This is a genomic window from Paraburkholderia sediminicola, assembly GCF_046027825.1.
GTDB classification, from domain to species: domain Bacteria; phylum Pseudomonadota; class Gammaproteobacteria; order Burkholderiales; family Burkholderiaceae; genus Paraburkholderia; species Paraburkholderia sediminicola_D.
On record NZ_JAQQDU010000080.1, the window covers coordinates 1 to 25329 of the forward strand.

Consider the following 25329-nt stretch of genomic DNA (forward strand, 5'->3'; position numbering starts at 1 on the left):
ACAGCTTTTGATGTCGGCCTCTAGCACCCATTTCGCACTATTCTTTTTTGCGAGGCAGTTGAAGCATTGTTCCCCCGCATCGGCAGTTGAGCGTTCCGGCCTGAATCCATAGGAATTCGGGTCGGCGGTGGTTTCCGCAATTGGTTCAAGCGCCAGCAGATACAACGCTTGCTGTGCTCGATCAATCATGCACGGTATGCCGAGCGGCCTCTGTTTTCCGTTCTTCTTCAGAATAAAAACTCTCCGAAGCGGAAGAGGCGAATAACCCCGCCTCTTCATCGACCCAATCGCGTTGGTCTTTGCCGCCGGTGTTTTCCACGTGACCTTGTCCACACCGGGGGTGTTCCTGCCTTGATTTTCAGTCACCCGTTTCACGGCTAATGCACGGCCGCTGAATGAGTGGGTCAGCAACCATTGCAAGGCTTTCACCTTGTTATGGCGGCCAGCCTGTGACGCCTTCACCATACGCGTCTGCAGCCCTCTTACGTGCCGTTGGACCTTGGCCCAGTTGATGCCGTCCCACGTCGCGCCAGAAGGTGCACATGCCTGTGTTGCAGCACTCATTTGCTCTCCTTCCGTAAAGATGGTTCTAAAAACTCCCTGGTGATGGGAGACCATGAGGAAGTCTGCCCGCTTTCGCGTCAGGTGATATCGCAACCCGTATCCCGTCCATTACAGCCGGGCATTCGCTTTCTCCTCGTTCCTGTGCCCGCACCGCCATGGGCAGACCTTGCAGCCTGCTGTCCCCGAGGGGAGCGATACGAGGTTTCCACGTTCCACCTGCAAAAGTACGTCGGGTTAGGTGCCTGCTCTCGACCGGGAGGCGCATGGGTCACGAGGGCGTAATGATTAAACGCCGCTCCCACCTCCGTTACCGTTTGGTCCGAGCGTGTAAGCCACTTCCGCTCGCTCTACATCACGATCTTTATCGCAGATTCAAATATTTTCACCATGCCGACTATCTAGCACTTTTCCGGCTTATGGCTGCCAGAAGGGCACTCTTCTCGCGATTTGTGCCCCGCACCTTGAGGTGCTTCGTTACGTTGTCAGGGTCGCTCTTTATTCAGACCCCTAGATGCACCCGGTGACACGGGTGGTTCCCTCCATTGAAGTGGGAACAACTTCTACAGGCGACTTCGTGTCGCACAATCACGTTATAGGCCAGCAGATGGACCCAGATCTCCTTCTCGTTCATGTGGGCAGTCTGGCAATGCAGTACGTCCATACCCATCGTCGTCTTGATGTTACGTAGATCCAGTTCCACGTTCCAACGCCTGGCGTACAACTGCGAGAGGTCCTGTTTGCTGGTCTTGCGTGCATCAAGCATTGTGGTGACCAGCACCCGGTGATGCAGCCTGGACTCGCGCACCATCAGTTCATCGGGGAAGGCCTGGTATTGCTCACGCGTCATCCAGTCGGGACGCTGCCGGGGTTTGGGCCACGTCACAATGTGATCGCGCATGCCCAGCGACTTGCCTCGCCGAAAGTCGGTGCGGCGCGCCCCATGCTGTTGCATCACGACATCCACTCCGGCGGCGATCATTGAGGCCATCAGAAAGTAGTGGCAGTACAAGGCATCGGCGACGATCACATCACCTTTGCGAAACGTGTCTTGCAGCATGCGAAACGCCGTCAGCTCCCCGCCGCCTTTGCCCGCGTACGTTCCGATACCCGCCTCCAGCACTGCGCCGCTTGCCAGACAGATCACCGCAACCAGATAGGCTAACGGAAATCCCACTCCTTCGGCCTGAGAACTGGACTGCGGGAAGCGGGCCTGGTTCGACGGCGTATCGGGCATTGAGATCCCTGTACCGTCAACCAGCTTGACCGGGCGCCCGCGCCACTTCCAGGCCGCTCTGGCCTGCTGGTGCAGTTGACGTCCTGTCTCGCGCGTCAACTCCCGCACCATCGTCAGCGGCAGTCTCTGGCGAGCGCGGCAGTAGCCTCCCGTACGCACACTCATGGGTCGCAGCCCGTCGGCAGCTCGCTGCGCGGCCCACCCGTTGACCGCCTTCTGACAGGAGGCGTCCTCTTCCAGCGCCTGGCGCATGAACATCGACAGTGTCACCGTCGGCGGATACAGCCGTTCCCGATGTTCTGGCAAATGCGCTTCCGTTATGTCCAACAGCCCAGGGCTCGTCAGTATGTTGAAGTAGTCAACCGCCTGGGCCCTGCGTGCCCGGCTTTGAACGCCGCCTCGTGTTTGCCTCTGATGACTTCGTGCATTACGATCCATGGGGGCCGGTCCTTGGAATGAGACGGGTGTTTGCCTGGTAACAACCATCCTATCAATCCCTGGATCAGCCTCCTCCGTTTCTCTTCAAGTACTTACCCCCGTCTTCTCCTCCATGCTGGCTTAAGTAAGTGCCATTCCCCCTAGAACGGGTACGGCGTCTGGGTGCTGCGCGAATTGATCCAGATGACGTCGCTGAAGTCAGCCAGACTGTTGGGGCCGGTGCGTCCCCAGCCACTGTCGCGCACGCCGCCCATCGGCGCGTGGATCTCGTCGTTGACCGTCGCCGTGTTGACGTTGACGATCCCGCACTGGATCTTTGGCGCGAGTTCGAAGGCCCGGTAAGTGTCGCCGGACAGAATGGAAGAACTCAGGCCATACATGGTCCGGTTGGCAGCGGCCACCGCCTCCTCCGGCCGAACGCGCGCGCCTCAGCCCGCCCACCTGCGGCGACCCGTGCGAAGGACTGGCGGCTATAAGGTTCGAGTACCTCGAAGGTCCGGGCGCCTTCGGCTTCACGCCATGCACCGCCCGCGTAGTACTTGTAGCTCGGGGTCATTTCGTTTTCCTGATCGATGTCGATTGGCTTTGAACCCATCGGCACGGTGAATGTATCGAAGGCAGGGGCTGCAGGTTACGCCTCTACGCCGGTGTCGCGAATCACATTGAATCGAGTCGACATCGGCCCAACAAAGCCCGCGATGGGTTGCTTCGTGGGCCAATACTATGGTCGCAACGTCCACGCGTGCATCTCCTGAGCTGCAACGCATCATTGCACTGGATAGAACGTTAAGGCTCAGCGCAAGCCGGACCGGCGGATGTGGCCTTGCACCAACTTGACGAGGTGCACGCGGACGGTTGGATTCTCCACTAAACTTTGCAAACGTAAAAAATAACGACTAAGATGAATCCAAGCCGAGGAGGCAATGCCGCCTCCCGATGCAAAAGAATTCTTCATAGGAGACGACGGCCATGCCGAAGCGAAAGATTGATACGCACCAACATTTTCTGCCGAAGCTCTACGTGGACGCGGTTGGACTGGACTTGCTGAATGCGGCGATGCCGGGCGGCGTGGCCCCAACCTGGTCCGTCGAGGCAGCCATTGCGATGATGGATGAAAACGGCATCGACGAGGGAATCCTGTCCATCTCCTCCGGCCCCACCCTTCCGGATGCGGCTACGCTGCTAAGAAAATGCAACGACCACGCAGCGGAGCTCAGATCCCGGCATACCGGACGGTTCGGCTCGTTTGCGAGCTTGCCACTGCCAGACGTCGATGCAGCGCTGAAGGAAGTCAGTTACTGTCTTGACGAGTTGAAGGTTGATGGTTTCATTGCTTTTTCGAACTACAACGGACTGTATCTGGGGGATGAGCATTTTACGCCGCTGTGGGAAGAATTGAACCGGCGTGGAACGGTGGTTTTCATTCACCCCAACCAGCCGCCTCACGAAGTGCCGCCGGTCGCTCCGGCGTCCGTGCTCGAGTTTCCCTTCGACACCACCCGTACGGCCACCAGCCTGATCATGTCAGGTGCGATGAGTCGCTTCCGGAACATCCGGTTCATCCTGTCGCATGCCGGGGGGACGCTGCCGTTCCTCGTTCCTCGCATCGCCCTCTCCATTTCCATGATGCCTGCCGTGGCCGAGCGCGTGGGTGATACGTTGGCGGCGGTCAGATCCTTCTACTTCGACACGGCACTTTCCGCCGGCAATTCGCCCCTCAGTGCGCTCGCGCAAGTAGCAGACTCTGATCACATTCTCTTCGGAACGGATTTCCCGTTTGCACCGAGAGGCGCAATCCGGCAGTTCGGCAATGTGCTCGACGACATCCAGATTCCCGGCGTTGAGATGGACAAGGTGTACGGGGACAACGCTGCCCGGTTGCTTGCGCGCTAACTGCACTGGCAACGCGGACTTCAAGGAAAGACGATGCGCAATATCAACGAAGACACCATCACCCAGGCAGTACTCGAGGCGATGGCCGGCTGCACCAACGACAGGCTGCGCACGGTGATGACCAGTCTTGTCCAGCATTTGCATTCGTTCGCAAGAGACGTGAAGTTGACCGAGAGTGAATGGCGGTACGCGATCGACTTCCTTACCGATGTCGGCCATATCACTGACGACAAACGCCAGGAGTTCGTCCTCCTGTCGGATACGCTCGGTCTGTCGATGCTGGTTACGACACAGAACAACCGCAAGCCGGTCGAATGCACGGAGGCCACCGTTCTTGGCCCCTTCTTTGTTATGGGTGCCCCCGAATACAGGAACGGTGACGACATTTCCAACGGTGCTGCGGGCCTCCCCTGCTTTGTTACCGGCAGCGTTCGGGGCCTTTCGGGAGAACCTGTAGCCGGGGCGTCACTCGAGGTCTGGCAATCCGATGAAGACGGATACTACGACGTGCAGTACGGGGACCCTCAGGATAGCAACGTAGCGTATCAAGCCCGGGGTCGCTTGCAGACGCTGCCTGACGGACGCTTTCATTTCCGCTCGATTCTCGCCGAAGCCTATCCGATTCCGCACGACGGACCGGTTGGTCGAATGCTTGATGCGCTCGGGCGCCATCCATGGCGCCCGGCCCACTTGCACTTCTGGATCAAGGCGCCAGGGTACGAACCCTTGATTACCCACGTGTTCCGGAACGGGGACCAGTACCTCGACTCGGACGCCGTATTCGGCGTACGCTCAACTTTGGTCGTTGACTGGATCCAGCACCCGCCGGGTGTCGCGCCAGACGGCACCGTGATGGACACCCCATTTAATACGCTCAACTACGATTTCGTTCTCAACCCTTCGAAACGCGGGTTATGAACGTACACATCGATACGCAGCGCGTGCCGGCGAGCGCCGTACCGCGCCAGCACCCTCTCGCCGGGACTCGCTATGTCAACATCTGAATTCGTCTATAACGGGCGCGGCACGCGTGTCGTCTTTGGGAGCGGTTCGCGCGTCCACATCGAACGTGAATTGCACACGCTACAGGTACACCGCGCTCTGGTTCTGTGCAGTCAGGAGCAGCGCGCATTGGGTGTATCGGTTGCCGACCAGTTGGGCGTGCGCGCAGCGGGTGTCTTTGATCGCGCTGCCATGCACGTGCCGGTTGAGCTCGTCGCCGAAGCACGCGCAGTTGCCACGTCGCTGGATGCCGACTGCGTCATCGCCGTGGGTGGCGGCTCCGCAATCGGCCTCGCAAAGGGTCTTGCCCTTGAGACGAGCCTGCCCATTCTCGCCGTGCCGACCACCTACGCCGGCAGCGAGATGACGCCCATATTCGGGTTGACAGAATCAGGCCTGAAACGGACAGGCACGGATTTGCGTGTATTACCCAAAACGGTCGTCTACGATCCGGACCTGACCCTGACTTTGCCAGTCAGCATGTCCGTGACAAGCGGCATCAACGCAATCGCACACGCGGCAGAAGGTTTGTATTCACGTGATGCCAATCCGCTTACCAGCCTGATGGCCGAAGAAGGCATCGCGGCCCTCGCGCGCAGCCTACCTCAAATCGTCGCACAGCCGAACGATCCATCCGCACGCGCCGATGCGCTCTACGGTGCCTGGCTTTGCGGCGCAGTACTCGGAAGCGTTGGTATGGCGTTGCATCATAAGCTCTGCCATACGCTCGGCGGGAGTTTCAACCTGCCGCATGCCCCCACCCATACCATTGTGCTGCCACACGCCCTGGCGTACAACGCCGGCGCTGTCCCGGATGCGATGAGACGGATTGCGCGGGCGGTCGGGCACGACAGCGCAGCGCAAGGTCTATACGAACTCGCACGTGCGAACGGTGCACCCGTCGCACTGAAGGAGATCGGCATGCTCGAGGAACAACTCGACCAGGCCGCCGACATTGCATGCAACAACGCCTACTGGAATCCCCGTCCGCTAGAACGCGGAGCAATTCGCGCCTTGCTGCAGCGGGCATTTGACGGTAGCGCACCACACGATGGGTTGTAGAACGAGTCTCGTCCAGATCCAATGATCTGGCGATCCAGTATTCACCTCAACGCGTCGCAACGTACTCGCCAATGGCGTCTCGAACCCGACCTGATGCAAGCAATGCCCCGGCACGTCGCCCGGCGGAGCTGAAGCGTACTGAGCAGCAGCGTGCTCAGGAAACGCGTTCGGCCATTCTGCATGCGGCGCTTACCGAATTTTCGTCAAAAGGCTTCGAGGTCGCGAGTATTCGTAGCATTGCAGACCGAATCGGGATGCAGCATCCGCTCATTACCTACCACTTTCGCTCCAAAGAAATTCTGTGGCAGGCGGTAGCCGAATATGTATTCGAACGTGTCCGGCAAGAACGCGATGCAAGTCTCTTGAGCCTCGGTCCGGCTAGCGCGGTCGATCGGCTCAGGCTGGCATACAGGGCGCTATTTCGCTTCACCGTGGCGTTTCCCGACTTTCACCGTTTCATACTTCAGGAATCGCTAGGTTCCAGCTCGCGGCTGCAATGGCTCGCCGATGCTTTCTTAAAACCGCTAATCGGTTGGCTGCTGCCGCAAATCCGCGCCGCCCAGCAAGAGCAGGCGTTACCCAACGTCGAGCCGATTGTTTTCCACTATATGTTGATTAGTCTGACGTCGACGCTGTCGGGTTTCGGTCCGGAATTTTCGGCGACCAGTGATCTATCACCGTCCGGTCCGGCACTGGCCGAAGACTATTGGCGCACCGTCGAGCAACTCGTGTTTGGCGCATTGGCATCACGCTAGAAGAGCCGCCGGCCACGAGCAAAACTGACGGGTACGTAAATTGAATTGTGCAGGCGTCTCGTCGTTGACCGTCATTACACCGATCCCGGCGAAACGCCCGCCTTCTGCAATTACTTCGAGAGCACCTGCTTCAACGCCCGGCGAAGCTCGGCTGCAGGATCATTCGGCAACGCGAGGCTACGCCACGCCACATGATGATCCGGGCGGGTCAATACGCAACCACTGTCGCCGATTTCTCGCACGCGAGCCCAGTCGCCCGTGTGGTCCGCATAGGACTGCCGCGGACCGATAACGTGTACGTCAACCGTCACCCCCAACTCCTCACCGACCGTTGATGCGGCTTGAACCCATGCTTCGCCTCCGAGACCGGTGAACAGTACGAATCGCCCATGTCCTGCGAGGTCAAGCGTGGAGTGTTGCCGTCCACGGGCGTCGAAAATCCAGGCATGCGGCAAACGTGCGCCAGGCCAGGTCGTCGCCTGGTAATGCAGTTCACGGTCACGCGTGAATGCCGGTTCGGCTTGCCCATCAGTCAGCGCAGCGCTCGAGTGATAGCGTTGATTCATCTCCACGCCCTGGGCGTCCAGTTCATATCGCTTGAACGCCAACGCTTCCCGAATTTCGTCCCGCTGCTTTTCCGCGGCCGCGCTGGTCCCGCTTCGAGCATGCATATTCGCTTGCAAGACTTCCGCGTCGTTCGATTTATCAATGCCAAGCGCGCTGTAAAGCGGGGCAAATTCGGCAATCGACTGGTTCGCGCGGGTGACGATCTGCTTGGCGATCGGTGCACGCTCAGCCGAATACGTATCCAGAAGCGCGTCACCCGCCTGCCCCTTGATGACCGCCGCGAGCTTCCACGCGAGGTTAAACGCGTCCTGAATCGATGTGTTGGAGCCCAGCCCGCCAGACGGCGGGTGCCGATGGGTCGCGTCGCCCATGCAAAACACTCTGCCGTCGTGCATGCGAGTTGCATACATGTTGTTCACGGTCCAGGTATTCGCGCCCAGCAGTTCAATCTCGAGATCCGGCTTGCCCACCAGTTGCCGCGCGATCGTGGTGGCCTTGGCCTCGTCCACAACCGGCGTAGGTTCGTTGATGTCATAGCCCCAAACAATCAACCACTCGTTCCAGGGCCGAACCATCCGGATCAGGCCCATCCCGATACCGCCCACTTCTGCGCCCGGTTGCATGATGGGGTACAACACGGCAGGCCGGTGCGCAACGAATTCAGACAGGTCCGCGCGGAACCAGATATTCATCGACCCCCGCACACCCATCTGCCCTTCGAAAGGCAGACCCGCGTCCTTTGCGACCTTGGAGTTCCCGCCGTCCGCGCCGATAAGGTACTTTGACCTGACCGTAAACTCCTCCCCCGACAATCGGTCACGGCAGCGCGTAAGCACACCCTCGTCAGTTTGCGTATGACTCAGATATTCCGTGCTCATCCGCGCCTCGGTACCGCGTGCGCAAGCCGTCTTGAACAGCAGCGGCTCCATGAACGTCTGTGGCAAATCGTTCATCTTTGTCGGACTCGACAATTGGCGTTCCGCTCTTGACAGCGGATGCAGCCCCCAACTGGGCACCCTGCCAATCTCCTCACCGGTCAGACTTTCGCAGAACACCGTCCCGCCCATCAGATCCTGATCGGTCGCGTACAGGTAAGCCTCCTGCTCCACTTGCTGGCCGAGGTCGCGCAGGACCTCCATGGTGCGCAGGTTTGTGATGTGCGCTCGCGGCGTGTTGGCCAACCAACGATACTGGTTGATGACCATGTTCTTGACACCGTACGTCGAAAGCAGCGCGGCGCTGGCGGAGCCGGCCGGCCCCGTTCCGACGATGAGTACATCCGTGGTTATTTCATACATTCGACACCTCCAATTGTCATGCCTTCGTATCTCGCCACGCCAATATTCTTTGGATACCTAATTTATGGCAAGTTTACGAGTCTCGGTTTTTACGATCCTGTCCGGTTCCCACCAATCTGTCAGGCGGTCTTGTGCGCGGTCAGATTGAGATAGCGGATCATCTCCTCACGCATCGCGAACTTCTGTACTTTGCCCGTAACAGTCATCGGCAATTCATTAACGAAGCGAATATACTTTGGCACCTTGTAGTGAGCGATCTGTCCCCGACAAAAGTCTCTGATTTCTTCCTCCGTCGAACCTTCACCTTTCCGAAGCACGATCCAGGCGCACAACTCCTCGCCGTTCTTCTCATCCGGCACGCCAAACACCTGAACATTCTGTATTTTTGGATGCCTGAAGAGGTATTCCTCAACTTCACGGGGATAGATGTTCTCTCCCCCTCGAATCACCATGTCCTTCAATCTCCCGACGATGTTGCAATAGCCATCGGCGTCGATTGTTGCGAGATCGCCTGTATGCATCCATCCGTCAACGATGCTTTCGCGCGTCTTCGAATCGTCTTCCCAGTACCCCTGCATCACCGAGTACCCTTTTGTACAGAGTTCTCCCGTCTCACCGACAGCTACAGTACGACCATCGAAATCAACGATCTTTACCTCGAGATGAGGTTGAATCCGCCCGACCGTTGTCGTGCGCTTATCTAGCGGATCCGTGGTTGCGCTCTGAAACGACACCGGGCTGGTCTCTGTCATTCCATACGCAATGGTGACCTCTCGCATATGCATTCTGGTCACGACCTGATTCATTGTTTCCACAGGACAGGGCGATCCAGCCATGATGCCGGTCCGCAGACTGCTCAGGTCGAACGATGAAAAGTCCGGATGTCCCAGTTCGGCGATAAACATGGTCGGCACCCCGTGAAGTGCGGTGCAACGCTCTTCCGCGACCGCCGCAAGGGTCGCACCGGCGTCGAATCCTTCGCCCGGGAAGACCATCTGCGCGCCAGCCGACACGCACGCAAGTACGCCGAGCACCATGCCAAAACAGTGGTACAGCGGGACAGGAATACAGAGCGAGTCGGCGTCGGACAGCTTCATCGCCATGCCAACAAAACGCGCGTTGTTGACGATGTTCCGGTGTGTCAGGGTTGCGCCCTTCGGGCTACCGGTGGTGCCGCTCGTGAACTGGATATTGATCGGGTCATGAGGAGAGAGTGTTTGTTCGACGGTATCGACGACCTCACGACCTTTGTCCCGAAGCATCCCCTCTCCGCGCTGCATGACCGAATGGAACGACATGACGCCCGATACGCGCCAATCACCCACGGAAATCACCGTACGAAGCTCCGGCAGACGTGCGGCCCTCACCTCGCCCGGCTGCTGCGACGCCAGCTCAGGCGCTATGTCGAGCAACATCGAAATGTAGTTCGACGTTTTGAAACTCTCAGCAGTGACGAGCGCTTTGCATCGTACTTTCCGTAGCGCGTACTCGAGTTCCGCTACACGATAGGCGGGGTTGATGTTGACCAATACGGCGCCGATGCGCGCTGTCGCGAACTGCGTGAGCAACCATTCGAACCGGTTGGGCGACCAGATGCCGACGCGATCCCCTTTCTCTATGCCCAGCGACAGGAAACCTGCGGCGAGTTGATCGACATGGTCATCAAACTCTTTCCATGTCCACCGTACATGTTGCTCCCGGAATACCACAGCTTGTTGATCGGGAAACCGGCGTGCTGTTTCCCTTAGAAACTGGCCAACTGTCGACTCACTCAACGGAACGTCCGTCGAACCCCTTACGTAGGCGACGCCATCGGCAGGCACCTCGAGCGCCAGGGAACCGGGTAAAGTGTGCATGAAGCCATCCTCCATCGTTGCTGCGTGTTTCTGCCGAAAAGCCCGTCGAACCGGGGTTAAGCAGCGATTGCAAAGCCGCCGTACGTCGTTGGTGAGGTCGGGCCTGCCTACACCGGGGAGCGTCGGGCTATTTCCCGTGAAAAACCATCTCGCCGGGCTCCTGGTCACGGTCGAACGCCTCGGCCGTGTTGGCGAAACCTAGCCTGGCGTCCTCCGTCTTGTACAAGTCCATGCAGACGTCCAGCATGGCCGCATCCGCACCGGGGACGCCACCGCTCGACCACACCTTGAGCAGGGTGCGCGTCGCTGCGTATGAAAGCGTCGGACCGTCGGAGAGGCGTGTAATCAACTCGGCAGCAACACGTTCGAGCGCATCCGGTGCAGCCACGTGCGTCACAATCCCGAGGTCTCGGGCCACGCTGCCGGGCATCGCATCACCCAGCATCGCGAAACGGGACGCGTTGCTACGCCCCACTCGCTCGGCCAGCCGCTGCAGCGCGCCCGCAATGGGCAGCATCGCCGTCGTGACCTCGACGCATCGGAACACCGCGTCGGTTGCCGCCACAATGAAGTCACAGTTCAACGCGAGTTCAAAGCCGCCGCCAAAAGCCAGACCCTGCACCACCGCCACCGTCGGGACGCGGAGCGCCTCGATTGCACGATACGAAGTGTTGATTTCCGCGACGAAGGTACGGAACCAGTTCAGGTCTTTTCCTGGCCATTCGCGCACCTCTCCACCGAGGCTGAAGTTGGGCCCCTCGGCCCGGATGACCAGTACCCGGATGTCGCTTTCGCTGGCATCGTGAACCGCCTCCCGGAGACACTCTGCAAAATGTGCGTCGAGCCGGTTGTAGGGCGGATTCGCCAGGACGATATACCCAACCTTCCCGTCGCGCTCAAAACGTATGCTTTTCATCGCTAACCTCACTAATCAATCAAATTCACCAAGCGTCTGTGACGCTCAGCAATGTTTCGTCACTCAGGCGTTCTGTCCATTAATCGGAATCAATGGGAGAAGCAGATGTGAAGGGCGATCGGCGTCCCGGTAAATCTTGTGAGTGACCGTATTGCTACTGGTTACGTGATACGGAATGTATTCGACATCGGTCATCGCGCCGGTTCCCGTCGGCACGTCCAGACTGCAGATCTCGATACAGATTCGATGGCCGGCCTTGAACTGGTTTGCCGTCGCGAGCACCTGGATTTCATACTTGACGATTTCGCCAGGGGTGACCGGCGCGATCGACTCTTTCGTCAGTTTGTGAAACGGTTCCGCAGGCTTGGACCGGACGGGATCCGTTGCGCGGTATGACGCTTTCAGCCAGCCGCGGGTGAGTTCACGCTCCGGCAAGGTCTCGGGAACCGTGCGTTCGCCGACGCGTGCGGTAACCACCGATACGTCGGGACCCACGTCCTTGAGTACGACAATCCAGTTCGTGTCTGCCTGGTCAATCTCAGCGTAGAGCGTCAGCGAAATGGGACCCGCCACCAACACGTCCTGCGCGAGCGGCTCAGTCATGTAGCGCAGGCGCTCTACTTTGGATGTCTTTTTCAGCGGCATTTGCGTGAAGACATCGGGCTCGCGATGTGCGTTGCCAACTTCCGCCGAAGGTCGAGGGGCGTCGGTGGAAAGCTGCTCCCAGCCTGAAAGGTAGTACTTCGCCCACTGGGTCTCAGGCAAAGGCCAGTCACTACCCGTACGCCATTCGTTGGCGCCCATGACCCAGTAACGGACCGGGGGTTCGTCCATGATGCCCGTGTCGATACCCTTCAGCCAGTAGTCGTACCAGCGGATAACTTCGTCGTGGTACTGATGGAATGGCCGCTCCAGATGCGCAGGGCCCGTAAAGATCAGCTTGCGTGGCTGTTTGACATTGCTGAAGTAATGCTGGGCGCCAAGCCAGTGCAATTTGTATGTGTAAGCGTAGGCACCCGAACCCGTATAGAACGGCACCTTGATAGACTTGAAAATTTCCTCGGCTCGTTCGACAGTTCCTTCCGGCTCCCAAGGGTTCGTCATGATGTGATACATCACTCCCGTGCGCTGCCCCTTCTGCGTCAGGATGTTGTACAGGTTGATGAACATCTTGTAGTCGGGATTGCGCATGGCAGCGCGCCAGAGTTCCTCTTGTGCATCGGGTAAGGTACCCGGCACACCGCGCGGCTCATGCACCGTACTGAAAACGTCGAGCAAGTACGGGAACGTGTGAATCACGCCACCGGGATTGAAGTCCCGAAACCCGAACATACCGCCGTATGCGCTACACGCGTCGTACGGAAAGATTGCCTTGAGCGCGGGATGTCCCTGCGCCGCCGCACGCCATTGTTCACCGGCAAAACCCGAGATCCCTACCATGCCGACCTTGCCGTCGGACCACGGCTGCTGCGTGATCCATTCGATCATGTCGTAATGGTCAGTATTCTCTTCGCCATAGTGGCCTTCCGACTTGGCCGAGCCGCGCGGTTGTGCAATGACGTGCACGTAACCATTGGCGATGAAGCGGCGAGTGTCCCCGGCTTCTATCGGCCCGAACCAGAGCGGCGCATGCGCGGGCTGCGGGGGCAGGACATCCGCGATATCCGGACCCTGAAGATCCTTGTTGTGCAGCGCTGAAGCGTACAGCACGGGATACTTGCCATCCGCATCCGGTCGATAGACGTCTACCACAAGACGAGTTCCGTCCCGCATCGTGACGACGATGTCGCGCTCTTCAATCATGTCTCCTCCTTCGTTGGCCTGTTTGGCGTCAACAGCCAGCCCTTTCAAGGCTGAAAATGTCATTTACCCACCGACACGCGCTTCGCTTTCACTCTTCGAAGCTGCGCGATCCGGCAGGGTCCGTAATTCACTATACTTCACGGTCGTAAAGTATGCAAGACGAACCACACACACGGGATGAAAATTCGAATCCCAAGGGAGTTGCGAGCCTTCGTCGTCTGTGCCGGCACCGGCAAGCAGCGTGTGTAAGATCTCCGCTTGCTGCTAGTGCCGTACCGTCACCGTGTGATGCCGCTCTGCAACGACGGATCACCTGCCGATGTTGTACTGATGCCCATACTCTGGTCGTCCGGCGTTCGTCGTTGTACAGCGAGCACCCGGGCCATGACCGTCATGCAACCACAAGCCATCAGGAGCGGTATCGAGAGCAACGCGCAGGTGAGCAGATAAGGGAAGCCCGATATGACGATCAGACCAATCAACGACGAACCGACAATTGCCCCCAGCCGTCCGAGCGCAACGTTCCAGCCACCCCCGGACGCACGAAGCGCAGTGGGATAGAAGATGCCGGGAATGGTGTTGATACAGATCAGCGGGCCTCCGACAGCCATGCCGGACAGGAAGACCACGCCCGCGTGCCACTGAGTGGCTTCTGACATGCCCAAAGCGATGACAAGCAGCGAGCCTGCGCCGAATGCCACGGAAACAACCGACGCCACGTTATAGCGACGGACAAGGATCGCGAAAAGAACCGCGCCGCCAAGCGCACCGAACTGGAACATTGACGATACCTGCGAGGCGTCGTGCATCGATAGTCCCAGTTGCTTCAGGTGCGTCGGCAACCAGCTTCCTATCAGGAAGAACGCCAGATACCCCGCAAACTCGGTAAACCACGTCAACAGGGTGCCAAGCCGGTACTCTCTACCCAAGAGCGCCCTGCCTCCGCTGACCGATTTGCGCGTTTCCGCGCTGAATAAATGCACGCCAGAGCAGTCTAAAGACGGAAACACTTTGCCAAGGATTCGTTGCGCCTCTTCATTGGACCGTCGACTGGCCACGACGTAGAGCGGCGACTCGGGTACTTGCCATGCGAATAAGGTGACGACGCCGAGCGGCAAGAGACCGCTCAGTACAAGCATGCCTCGCCAACCCAATGTCCCGATCGCCGATGACGTCACGACCCCAGCGGCCGCCGCACCGAAAAGAAATCCACAGTAAGTCGATGCGAGCATCGCTGAGCGTGAACGATCGGGGCTATATTCCGCGACGATCGCTGACGTGGCTGGCATCGCTGCACCGATACCGAGGCCGGTTATGAAACGCCAGCCAAATAGCTGAAATATCGACTGTGCTTCGCTCGACATCACCCCTGCGATTCCAAACCAGGCGATTGCCACGATGCTCACCGTTCGGCGACCGACACGGTCGGCCAGCGTTCCGCCAACGATCGAACCAACCAGGAGTCCGGTTAATCCAAAGGCCACCAGAGGCGAAAGAGCCGCGCTCGAGAGTTGCCAGTGCTGGCTGATCGCAGGCGCGATGAAGCTGATCACAATCGTGTCGAAACCTTCGATTGCAGTCGCTGCGAAGCAGATGGCGAACACCAGCCACTGCCTTCGCCCAATGGGCATATCGTTAAAAATCTTGCGCACATCCCACTGGGCATTGCCTACGCTTTCCATGGCTTGTTCCTTGGTGATCGTCCGCCGGCGTCAAGAGTCAGTCAGATCTCACCTGTCCCTCGACAGCATCGACATAAGAAGTTCGTTAAAAACGGTGGCGAATGCCGACTCGCAACAGACCTTGAGTTTGTCCGCCGGATGGTGAAGGAATCAACGTGATCTGGGCCTGAGTCGCGGAGCCCCCCGCTTTCAGCAGTTCGGCCGCAAAGTAAACGTCTGTCCGCTTCGACAGGAAGTAGTTGGTGTAGAGATCGATTGCCCGATAGATTGGGTTCGAGGAGGTCGCATCGACTTTGCCGTGCGTGTAGATGTACGCCGCGCCGGCGAACAGGAAAGGCGTAATGAAGTAACCGACGTTGGCCTCGTAGTTGTCAAACCGCACGTCACTACCAAGGAAGCCTTTCTTGAATTGCGTCGACGTGTACATGAAGGCAACTGAAGCGCTGCCGATCTTGTACGATGCGCCGACCCCTGCGATGGTTTGGCTCTCCGCGCTCTGCACGTACGGGGCGTAAATGATGCTGTGCGGCGCGATGCTATCGAATGCGGCCGCATACGGATTCTTGATGATCGTATAGGCCGCCGCAACATACAGTGGGATGTTGATCCCTGTGTAACTCAGTCCCACCGACGTCACGCTATCCGTGGAGAATTGTCCGGGCTGCCCACCAAAGCTGTAGAGCGCGCCAAATGTGAACCCGGCAATTTTCGGACTGGCGTATTTGACAGAGTTGTTGATGCGTATGCTTCCTCCAACGTTGTCGACGTCACCGGCATGCGCGAAGTAGACCGCCCAGTTCAATCCGGCCGCGATGGGGGAAAGCATTTCGGCTATTTCCTCATATTGACGCCCAGCCGTGAACGTCCCATACGGGCTTGAAATGCCAACGTACGCCTGTCTGCCAAACAGACGCCCATTGTTCGACAGGCCTCCGCCAGACACGTCAAAGCCGTTCTCCAACGTAAAGACCGCTTTGTAACCGCCACCCAGGTCTTCGGCGCCGCGCAGCCCCCATCTGGACAGTGATCCCCCTCCGCTCTGAAGCAACCAGGCCGAATGGCCGCCTTGATTGCTTGTGTAGCTCAAGCCTTCATCCAGCAGACCGTACAGCGTGACGGAACTTTGGGCGTACGCCACCGCAGGAGCGACACAAAGAAGCGCTGCGGCCCATGACAATCTTTTCATCTCCAGTCCCCTTCGTCGTTTTTAACGCACTGCTAATTGGCACGTCAGAGGTGCTGAAATGAAGGATAGATCTAAATTTTCCATTCGTACAGGATAGTTTGAATAGGAGTATCCCCAGGTATGCTTCACCTGACGAATGAAGAGAGCGAATGTCCGACGCAACCTGGAAGCCGGGACGGATTGAATCTGGCAATGCGTCAGATCGGAAATCGATGGTGACGTCGTGTGGTGTCGACGTTACAAGGACGCCAACTGGCAAAGGGGATGGGGATGGGGATGGGGATGTACTGCAATGATGAAGTGCAACTGACCTCGCACTTGCGGTGTACGCAATGCCCTCTGATCCGCTGTTATGCCGTATGTCAGCCTACACAATGGATCGTGCGCTTGTACCGACTTGGGCGTCACGCCACCGCTCAGCCCGGCGAGCCCGTGAACCGGCATAAAATCAAGGTGCCATCAATTCAGGACTTCTACAGACCTTCCTTAAGACGCGTTGTTGTCATCAGGTCGACGCGCTTCTGGGCGACTCGGAGTTGGCGATGAATTGAGCGACGCGCTGGGAAAACGCGTCCGTCGCCGCGCATCTCAGGAATGCGCGCTTTTCCTCTTCAAGATGGCGCTCGAGGTTATCCTCGGCCGCCATTCCGACAAGCGATTTCGTTTCTCTAATCGCCGCCGCGGGTATCTCTATGACTTTCCGCGCGAGCGCCAGACTGGCATCCTGCAGGGAAGCGGGTTCGGCAATGCTCTGGACGAGCCCCAGCAGCCTGGCCTCGTCTGCACTCAACGAGTCGCGCGTCAGCATGATCTCCAATGCCCTCGCCGCTCCCAATCGGCGCGCCAGATGAAAAGACAGCCCCCCGTCGCTCGATGTTCCCAGCTTGGCGTAGCCGACGACAAAGCGGGCAGTGCTCGACGCCACCCCCAGGTCGCACGCCATGGCCAGCGAAAAGCCCGCACCGGCCGCCGGCCCCTGAACGCTAGCGATCACAGGTATCGGCAAGCGCCGGATCGCCATGATCGTGGTGTTCAGTGCGCTAATCAAGGATTCGAGGTAGGAGTCGGAACGCTGCAACCCGTCAAAAATCTGGCGAAGATCTCCGCCGGCCGAGAATATTCGGCCTCTGGCTTGAAGGATCACCGCGCGATACTTCGACGACGCCTCAATCTCCTGGAGGGCTGCCAGCAACTCATCACAGAACGCCTTGTCGATCGAGTTGGCGCGCGCTTCGTTCACCATCGTAACGAAAGCGATGTCGTCACTTGATGTCAGCATGATTTTGCTTTCCATGTGTCCTTGACCGGTGAATCAAATCTGCAGTCGGATTCAGCTCTGTCCTCGCCCGGGTGGAACGCCTGGACCAACCAGAGTTATCTCCCATTATACTTTACGGTGTGTTAATTTAGTGGAAAATTAGGCACCATGGGACAGTCGGGGCGACTGAGCACTCGGCATGTGCAGCGCAACTTTTGTACGATGAATTGGGTCACTCGTTGTAATGTGTTACTGTGCCGGCCAAATCAACGGTGCACAGCAGGTTCAGCGACGCTCAAGATCCGGGTCGGGTGTGTGATACCTTTGTGACACCTGCCCTCGTTGACGGTCGCGCATCCTGCTACGCTTACAAAGTATTGGCCTGTCAGAGGCGAAAGGCACTGGAACGCAGAAGTAACGAATTTCCCAATCGAGAAATCAAATGGTGGATAGCACAGGTCCCAAGAGCGCTAGCAGCAAAAGCAGACCAACCGAACTCAAACGCGCAGAGCAGCAGCGGTCGCAGGAAACACGCTCCGCGATTCTGAACGCGGCACTAGCCGAATTTGCATCGAAGGGCTTTGAGGCTGCGAGTATTCGCAGCATCGCGGATCGCATTGGGTTGCAACATCCGCTGATCACCTACCACTATCGATCCAAGGACGTTCTCTGGCAGGCGGTCGCGGAGTATGTGTTCGAACGCATCCGCCATGAGTGGGAGGCCTATCTGACCGATACGCCCCCTGCCGAGGCGGCGGACCGGGTAAGACTTGTGTATCGCGCTTTGTTTCGGTTCACGGTTGATTTTCCCCAGTTCCATCGTTTCATGCTCCAAGAGTTCCTTGTGTACAGCCCTCGATTGCAGTGGCTTGCCGACACGGTGCTCAAGCCATTGATCAACTGGTTAATTCCGCAGATTCGCGCGGCACAGAGTGAACACGCTTTACCCCAGGTCGAGCCGATCCTCTTGCACTATCTCATGATCAGCCTGACATCGACCCTGTCTGGATTCGGCCCGGAAATGCTGGCGACCAGCAATGTTTCCGCGTCCGATCCCGCCGTGGTTGACGCCTATTGGCAGATGGTCGAGACGCTCGTCTTTGGCCAGCAACCGGCGGCGCAACGTTCGGACAAGGCCGAATCAGGTTCGGGCAAGCCCGCAAGCCGGTCGCGCGTAGCCGCTCGCGTGAAGAGCGGTTGAAGCGTCGCGATACAACCGCATCGCTAGATCGACCATGCATCCTGGGAATCGTACAGCGCCTTATTCGAGCTGACCGATATGTGGATGTGCTCGGTGTGCGGGCTTGCACCCGCATATTTTCTCCAGGTCCAGGCGGCCACACCACCCACGGCCGAGCTACTGACAATCCGCCGATTCCAGATCAGATATTTGATCCTTGCATCAAGACTGGCGACCAGTGCATCCGCCAGCGTCCCCGCGTCGCAACCGCCTGTCGGGTCGTGCGTGATATCCAGTGCGGTGACGACACCTGTGCTGCCGTCCCTGACCCAGGGGTTGTGGTCAGAATCGCGTGCGGCATGTGCGGCGTCGCCGATTGTTCCATCGCTTGCCTTGCTCCGCGTGAGGGCACGGGCATTGATCTGATCGCGCAATACGAGTAGCGAACCGGCAACGCGCCAGCTCACAGCCCCGGTCGGCTGCTGCGGCGACGTACGATTGATGTCCGGATCAGCTTCCGAATCGTCCCCGCTGTTGGGTGTCGGCAGCTCGCCGATCGATCGTGATTCCGCAGGAATCCGGAATGTTGACGGAAGCGGCTGGGCGATGTCGGCCAGCAGAAGCCAGCCAAAGCAGCTCGGGATATGGTTGTGGTCGACATCTGTGCGCAGTACCCGATACGCCGCCTGAAGTACCGGCCGCGCGTCAGACGGGGCATTTGTGATTAGCCTGGCGATTTCACTGGCCACGCGAAGGCTATTCGCCGCAGTGCCGCCTTCGCGGTAGACGATGCAAAGCCCCCCCTCGGCCTGTGTCTTGCCACTCGTCCAGCTCCGCACCTCCAAAGCAATCCGGTTTCTAACCCAGCGGATCAGGGGTTCTGCGCTTTCCGCGCCGCCATAGAGCGCATCGAATACCTGGATTTCGTCCGGAACATTGTTGGCTAACGCAGGGTTCAGCGCCGCCCCTCCCCCAGAATGCGCGGTCATGATCAGTCTACGGACCGAAGGCGTGGTTGGCAGACCATTGGATGCCACAAACTTGCCAACGCCATAGGCAATCAGGTCCTGAATTCCGGTTGGCGTCGTAAGCGACGGGAAATTGTAGGCGGCTGGATTTCTTGAGGGTTGATCGCCAATGTAGTTGCCACGTGGCAACATGCAGAGCGTCGGTGACGATCGCCCGGGACGCGTATCCGCGGGAGAATCCGGGTTGCCGAAGTCAAGACCGCTGAACCTCTCTTTATTGCGCAAGCTCATCTTGAGTCCGTCGCCGCTGTATCCATGCAGGTGCACGACGACATCAAGGGCAGACGGGTCGCTCATGTCGTTCCATCGAAGTATCAGATCGGGCTGGGTGCCACGGTGCGAAGCCAGCAACGGCGTGTTGCTGAATTCGGCCCGCCCTGCAGCGAAGGCCGTCTCGGCGGCGGGATAGACGTCAGTCGGCTCCAGGGTATCGGGTGTGAATATTGAACCGACATCGTTCGCTGATACAGACTGTGCAGCGGAGGCGCTGTCACGGAATTCCCAATGCCATGGTTCGTCTATCGATGCATTTTGAAAGAACCCATAACGGCTCGCGTTGCCCGCAAGCCACGCGAACAACCAGCTGTCGCGCCAGTGGGAGCGATTGTCCGCGCTGGTATCGGCGCTCATCGATATGCTGTCCTGAACGGTAATGAAGTCGATCGCGAGCCCATTGTTATGCAGGCTGAAACCGGGCGCGGCCAGGCGACCTGAGATATACGCGACAAGCAAATCCGTGGCCGCCGGACCGAACTCGCCCCCTTGTTTAGCTTGACGAGCGGAGCGCGTCTCGGCGTAGTACCGGGGGAAGTTCCGGTTCCAGATTGCCAGTTGGCTTGTTGCCGAACGGTAGCCGCTGACCAAGCCGATCCGGGAGACGCTCGCCGCGGCGTTATCGGATGCCGCCGCCGCGCGAACGTCGGCCAGTAGGCGCCGACATGACTCAGCGGCGGCGGGCCGGGCCTGGATGCCATGCTCGATCTCGGCAAGGTCTGCTGCGGCGACATCGCCCACAAAGCTGCGCGTGCGTGATGCCCGGCTCACCTGAGCGCGGTAGACGCGGCGCATCAGGTCGAGTTGCTCCGCGGACGCGTCGGGCCAGGAGAGCCTGGCGTCGTCGATGGGCGCGCCGTCCGCTTCGCTTTCGTCGCCAGGCGTCACCAAGCCGGGGGCGCCCTGCACGATCACGGCGGGCGCGGGCTGAGCGGTTCCCGGCGGCTCAGCAACCCGCAACAGCACAAGATCCGTCAGGAGGTAGCCCAAGGAGTCCGTGAGGCGCCGCGCAAAGCCCTCGCTGGCGGAGCGCAGCGTCGGGCCAGGTTCTATGACATGAACGTAGCCGCCACCTTCCCCACTTTCCGCATGGAGCCCAGATTCGGCTACCTCGTTCGCATGCAGCAGGCCCGGTGAGGCCACCACGGCAACATGAGCCGCGCCGCCCTCCACCATCCGCAACATGACGTCGCCCGATATGGGTTGTACGGTCAACGTCTCGCCCGGCCTGGCGATAACTTCCCAACCACCGGGCGCCCGGCCCGCGACGGCCGATCGCACCACCGCGCCGGGCGCAGCGAGCACAGTTCCCAGAAGAGACAACCCGGCGGCCTCCGGTTCTGCCTCCGTGCGCCGTGACGCCACAAGTGCATCGGCGAAGCTCGCAAGCCCAGGAGGGTCGGGTACCGCGAACGTGTTGGACGACATGCCTTTATCCTCCTAACTCCTGCACTCAACATCCGTTTCTGGTGGCCACCCATCCATTTCGGTGTCCACACCATTGCAGTGCGATTCCGGCCAGATCACGCCCCAATCGGCTTGCGCGCTGTCACAGCCAGGAGCCGCAGACGAGGCTTCCGCGCGAAGGGGGCTTGTCGGCCGCTCGGGGATCGGGTTGGCGCGCGGCGCGTCCCCGTCCACGCGCGTGCCGCCGTTTCGATTCATCGTCTGGCCCGGCTGCTGCGCGACACCCGGCTCTGCATCCGCGGATGCACGTGTCAGCCCGCTTGCGTTGGCGGTGTCAGCCCGGCGGGCGCGAACCGTAGCGTCTTCCTCTGCTGCAGCCACCGCGTCTGCCACCGCGGCGTAGCCGCTGCCCCAGCCTTCCTGCGGCGTCTCTTCGGCCAGGGGTTCCGCGACCTTGAGTAACAGCTCCCTGGTTCGCCGCACCGGCAGGGGCCGACCGGCCGCTTCGAACATCAGCGCGACCAGGCCGGCGACGTAAGGCGCCGCCATGCTCGTGCCCGACATCCGCGTCAGCAGCGGCGCGTCGGCGCCTGGCGGCCAGGCTGCCGACCGGGCGGACAGCACATCCACCCCAGGTGCGACGAGGTCAGGCTTTAGCCGCCCGTCGCGAGTGGGTCCCCAACTGCTGAATGACGCGAGTGGGCGGGCCATCGCGTGGGCATCGTATGCGCCGACTGCGATTGACAGAAGCCCGTTGCAGATATTGTTTGTCGTCGATCGATCGACTATGTCGGCATCGTCGAACGCCGGCTGGCAGATTGAACAGCCCGGATCTCGTTCGATCCAGCAGTGAAACCGCCCGTCTACTACGTCGACGGCCCGCAGCCGCAGCTGCCAGGCGCCTCGGGGGGCGGTGACGTCGAGATAGAGATGCGCTTCGTTATCGCGATTGTTCGGATCGCGGCGGCGATTATAGAGTCGGCCGACGCGCTTCCCGGCGACGCTGAGTTCCGCGGAGCTACCCGCGACCACGCGCGCCAGCACTTTGCCGGATGGCCCGATTGCCTCGATCGTGATGCGGTCGTGGCCCGAGTACCAGATGTCGATCTCGTGTGCAAACCCGTCCTGCTCACCGGTCTGAAAACCGATCTCGCGAATTTCTCCCGGCCGCAAGAGGCCCTGCGTGTGAATGGGACGATTGTGGTAGTTGCCGGTGCTATGCACCACAGCCCGCCCGGGATGGGCCAAGGCTGCGTCGATAGCTTGCTCGGTTAGCGTGCTGCCGTCATGGGGCCCGGCAATCAACCCCATGCTGAGATTCACCACCCACGGGCGCGGCTCGGCCAGCGTTGCGATGAAGTGGATCGCTTCGACGAGCGCGACCGAATCACCCAGGTGATCGCCGCTCTCCCCGGTTGCGGCGCCCAGATGCACGAACACCAGTTCAGTGTCAGGCGCCATGCCTGTCGGACCGCCGCTGAGCCCGCTGCCTGCCGCAATCGCCGCAGTATGAGTGCCGTGGCACGGCCGCTGTCCGGCGTCGTTCGGGTAGTACGACAGCGCAGCATAGGGGTTCTGCTCGCGCAGAGCGGTGTCGATGGCCTGCCGGTCATGGACGCGACCATAGCCGTAGAGCGTGTTGGACGGCGTGGCGGGTCGCTCGCGCTGGTCCCACAACGCGAGCACACGAGTCGTGCCGTCTGCGTTGCGAAGGTCCGGATGGGCGATGTCAAGCCCCCAATCGACCAGGCCAAGCACGACGCCGCGGCCCGTCTGAGCGAGGTCTTCGGGACGCCGCTCGTCACTTGAGCGCGGCGCGATATCGTCGGATTCGGCGACGGGAAGGTCCAGCCAGTCCGGCACGTACCGGCGCGCCGCTTTCATGCTCAACACGCCTTCGGCGGCGCGCACCGCCGGGATGGAACCACGGCGCACCCGTGCCGTATAAATGGGTGGAAAGCCTGCCACGATCCGCGTGCCGGAGGGAACGTTACCGCCCTCGGTGAGGCGCAACAGCACCGCCACCTCGTCGTCGGGATTGCCCGCCCGGAGCAATTCTTCAAGGCCCGGTTCCATGCCTGATGTCCGTTTTACGTGCCTCGCCGGCACGGGATCGCCATCGGCTCCCGAATCATCGGAAGCCGAACTCACGCGCCGAGCCTACTGTCCTGGCCGCTTGCGTGGCGCGAGCGATTAGTTGCGCTTCTTCTGCTCGGCGGCAGCCGCCTCGCCCGTCTGATGATGGCGGCCCTCACGCTGGGTTTGCGACTCTCCAGGGTCCGTTGCGGTTGTTCCCGTCACAGAGACCGGGTTGGACAGACCGCTGGAATTGGCCGCAACGATCAGAAACGTGTAAGTCGTGCCAGGGCTTAGCCCCTTTACCGTGGTTTTGGTGTTCGGGGTATTCGGTATAGGCGCGCTTGGCTCTGGCCGGCTCTGAAACATGTACGACTGCGCGAGCCCATGCGTGGCGTCGGCCAATGGCGCGCTCCAGGAGAGGTGGATTTCGTGATGCAATTCTGTTTTGCGCGCATCGGCGCTGGTCACAGGCCCGGGTGGAGCGGCTTGCGTCTGAATGCCCTGCAGGCTCGCAGTGGGCCCCGGTGCGCCGTTTGTGCCCAAGGCAAACACCTGGATGTCGTAGGGTGTTTGCTGAGTCAACCCTGAGATCGTTGCGTCGATGGTCGTTGCGACGGTAGTCCCAGTGACTGGCGGCGAAATCAGGGTCCACGCATTGGCGCCGCTCAAGCTGTATTCGATCGCGTACGCTGAGACAGTGCCGTTTGCCGGGGCGGTCCAGCTCAAGGAGATACTGTCGTATGTCGCCCCGGTCGATACGAGATTTCCGACTTGGCCCGGCGGCGGCATTGCAGGCGAAGGCGCAGGTCCAGGCGCAGGCGAAGGTCCAGACGCAGGCGCGGGACTTGGACTCGGCGGCAATAGGACCAGTACCGCGCCTGGGCTCGCCAATTGGCCCGGCACCGTCGTCACGGCAGCGCCCGGCGCCTGGACTTCCGCATCCGCCTCCGCCTCCTGGTTAGCAAGCGTCAGCGTCACACCAAGGCCGAGGGGGCTTGAACCCATGACGGCCCCCAGAAGGCCGTAAAAATTCTGTCGGCCCGGATCTGTGATTCCTTCTTGAGTGGCGCCCATCATACCGAGCGCATAACCTAGCGCAATAGACATGTCCGGCTCCCGCTCAGTTACTTGTTAAGCCCGCCGCTAAGCGCGAGAACCAGGACAAGCATCATCATTGTCGAGTTGTCGCCCGAGCCGCCTCCGCCCAAGAGCCCACCGGAGCCGGAACTGCTGCCGTCGCCAATGCCCATGAACAACAGCATGGGCAAGAGCAGCGACATTGTGGAGTTGCCCGCAGGCTGAACGGTCATGGAGGCGGGAGGAATCGTGAGACTGCCCGTGTAGGTGGATACCGCTCCCGCTGCCCCAGTAGCCTGTATGCTTATCGGAAGTGGAGCAGTCCCGGGGTACGTTACGGTTCCTGCGGGCTGCTGGGTCAAGAGGGGCATCAACGCCGCCATTTGCTGCGTCTGACTGAGGCTGCTTCGAATTTTCGCGCCGTCGTCCTTCCGCGCAGCGGCCTCCTTCTTCATGGCGGCCGCCGTATCCTTGCGCAGCGCCGACGCGGTTGTCGTCACACGCGTCTCCAGGCGGGCGACAGCGTTGGAATTGGTGCGTATCTGGGCACCCACCCGCGCGATCGTCGTCTCGAGTTGCTGCTGAGTCACATATTTTGACGTCGCGCGCTGACGCGCGAGATCCCGACCGCTGGCAACCCGTACCGGCGTACGTGGCCGTCGAGCGGCTTCATCCCACTCGTCCGCCTCGTCCAATTCGTCGGCCTCCAGGAATTCGTCAGCTTCGTCCACCTCACCTTCAAAAAGCGTTGCCATCTTGTCCTCCGTTCCC

At 59.9% G+C, this 25329-nt stretch carries 18 protein-coding genes and 1 pseudogene; 5 read left to right on the plus strand and 14 right to left on the minus strand.

Annotation, left to right across the window (positions count from 1 at the left end; all coding sequences use genetic code 11):
- From PQQ96_RS31895 to PQQ96_RS31905, 3 genes and pseudogenes are all read right to left on the minus strand, one after another.
- Window positions 1-564, minus strand: a 564-nt coding sequence (locus PQQ96_RS31895; RefSeq protein WP_408299933.1) for a reverse transcriptase N-terminal domain-containing protein, incomplete at its 3' end; no start/stop codon positions are given.
- Between the two features lie 583 nt (window positions 565-1147).
- A pseudogene (locus tag PQQ96_RS31900) lies at window positions 1148-2236 on the minus strand (IS4 family transposase); the annotation flags it as partial.
- 140 nt (window positions 2237-2376) lie between these two features.
- Complete coding sequence (locus PQQ96_RS31905) at window positions 2377-2637, minus strand: aldehyde dehydrogenase family protein (RefSeq protein ID WP_408299935.1); 261 nt, start codon at window positions 2635-2637, stop codon at window positions 2377-2379.
- A 568-nt stretch (window positions 2638-3205) separates the two neighbouring features.
- On the opposite strand from PQQ96_RS31905, the gene PQQ96_RS31910 reads away from it, so the two are divergent.
- From PQQ96_RS31910 to PQQ96_RS31925, 4 genes are all read left to right on the plus strand, one after another.
- Window positions 3206-4129: an amidohydrolase family protein gene (locus PQQ96_RS31910; RefSeq protein ID WP_408299937.1), complete on the plus strand. Its 924-nt coding sequence runs from the start codon at window positions 3206-3208 to the stop codon at window positions 4127-4129.
- Window positions 4130-4162: 33 nt separating this feature from the next.
- On the plus strand, window positions 4163-5047 hold the full coding sequence (locus tag PQQ96_RS31915) for an intradiol ring-cleavage dioxygenase (protein ID WP_408299939.1): 885 nt from the start codon (window positions 4163-4165) through the stop codon (window positions 5045-5047).
- Window positions 5048-5119: 72 nt separating this feature from the next.
- A complete protein-coding gene (locus PQQ96_RS31920; RefSeq protein WP_408299940.1) occupies window positions 5120-6193 on the plus strand; it encodes a maleylacetate reductase in 1074 nt (357 codons plus the stop codon).
- 71 nt (window positions 6194-6264) lie between these two features.
- A complete protein-coding gene (locus tag PQQ96_RS31925; RefSeq protein WP_408299942.1) occupies window positions 6265-6948 on the plus strand; it encodes a TetR/AcrR family transcriptional regulator in 684 nt (227 codons plus the stop codon).
- A 110-nt stretch (window positions 6949-7058) separates the two neighbouring features.
- Here PQQ96_RS31925 and PQQ96_RS31930 read toward each other — a convergent pair whose 3' ends face one another.
- The 7 genes from PQQ96_RS31930 to PQQ96_RS31960 form a co-directional block, all read right to left on the minus strand.
- The gene (locus tag PQQ96_RS31930) at window positions 7059-8813 is read right to left on the minus strand and encodes an FAD-dependent oxidoreductase (protein ID WP_408299944.1); all 1755 of its coding nucleotides are present in this window, start codon (window positions 8811-8813) and stop codon (window positions 7059-7061) included.
- A 119-nt stretch (window positions 8814-8932) separates the two neighbouring features.
- Complete coding sequence (locus PQQ96_RS31935; RefSeq protein WP_408299946.1) at window positions 8933-10669, minus strand: AMP-binding protein; 1737 nt, start codon at window positions 10667-10669, stop codon at window positions 8933-8935.
- 127 nt (window positions 10670-10796) lie between these two features.
- On the minus strand, window positions 10797-11585 hold the full coding sequence (locus PQQ96_RS31940; protein ID WP_408299947.1) for an enoyl-CoA hydratase/isomerase family protein: 789 nt from the start codon (window positions 11583-11585) through the stop codon (window positions 10797-10799).
- A 63-nt stretch (window positions 11586-11648) separates the two neighbouring features.
- The gene (locus tag PQQ96_RS31945; protein ID WP_408299949.1) at window positions 11649-13388 is read right to left on the minus strand and encodes a CocE/NonD family hydrolase; all 1740 of its coding nucleotides are present in this window, start codon (window positions 13386-13388) and stop codon (window positions 11649-11651) included.
- Between the two features lie 278 nt (window positions 13389-13666).
- Entirely contained in the window at window positions 13667-15070 is a 1404-nt protein-coding gene (locus PQQ96_RS31950; RefSeq protein ID WP_408299951.1) for an MFS transporter, read from the minus strand.
- Between the two features lie 85 nt (window positions 15071-15155).
- A complete protein-coding gene (locus PQQ96_RS31955; RefSeq protein WP_408299953.1) occupies window positions 15156-16256 on the minus strand; it encodes a porin in 1101 nt (366 codons plus the stop codon).
- A 505-nt stretch (window positions 16257-16761) separates the two neighbouring features.
- Window positions 16762-17550 (minus strand): enoyl-CoA hydratase/isomerase family protein, encoded by a 789-nt coding sequence (locus PQQ96_RS31960; protein ID WP_408299954.1) that lies wholly within the window; start codon window positions 17548-17550, stop codon window positions 16762-16764.
- Between the two features lie 406 nt (window positions 17551-17956).
- Between PQQ96_RS31960 and PQQ96_RS31965 the strand changes: the two genes are divergently transcribed.
- A complete protein-coding gene (locus PQQ96_RS31965; protein WP_408299956.1) occupies window positions 17957-18715 on the plus strand; it encodes a TetR/AcrR family transcriptional regulator in 759 nt (252 codons plus the stop codon).
- Window positions 18716-18738: 23 nt separating this feature from the next.
- Here PQQ96_RS31965 and PQQ96_RS31970 read toward each other — a convergent pair whose 3' ends face one another.
- The 4 genes from PQQ96_RS31970 to PQQ96_RS31985 form a co-directional block, all read right to left on the minus strand.
- Window positions 18739-21423 (minus strand): D-alanyl-D-alanine carboxypeptidase family protein, encoded by a 2685-nt coding sequence (locus PQQ96_RS31970; RefSeq protein ID WP_408299958.1) that lies wholly within the window; start codon window positions 21421-21423, stop codon window positions 18739-18741.
- 12 nt (window positions 21424-21435) lie between these two features.
- Window positions 21436-23478 carry a S8 family serine peptidase gene (locus PQQ96_RS31975; RefSeq protein WP_408299960.1) on the minus strand — a complete coding sequence of 681 codons (2043 nt, stop codon included), beginning with the start codon at window positions 23476-23478 and terminating at the stop codon, window positions 21436-21438.
- Between the two features lie 117 nt (window positions 23479-23595).
- Complete coding sequence (locus PQQ96_RS31980; RefSeq protein WP_408299962.1) at window positions 23596-24486, minus strand: fibronectin type III domain-containing protein; 891 nt, start codon at window positions 24484-24486, stop codon at window positions 23596-23598.
- A gap of 119 nt (window positions 24487-24605) precedes the next feature.
- Window positions 24606-25313: a hypothetical protein gene (locus tag PQQ96_RS31985; protein WP_408299964.1), complete on the minus strand. Its 708-nt coding sequence runs from the start codon at window positions 25311-25313 to the stop codon at window positions 24606-24608.
- Window positions 25314-25329 lie beyond the last annotated feature (16 nt).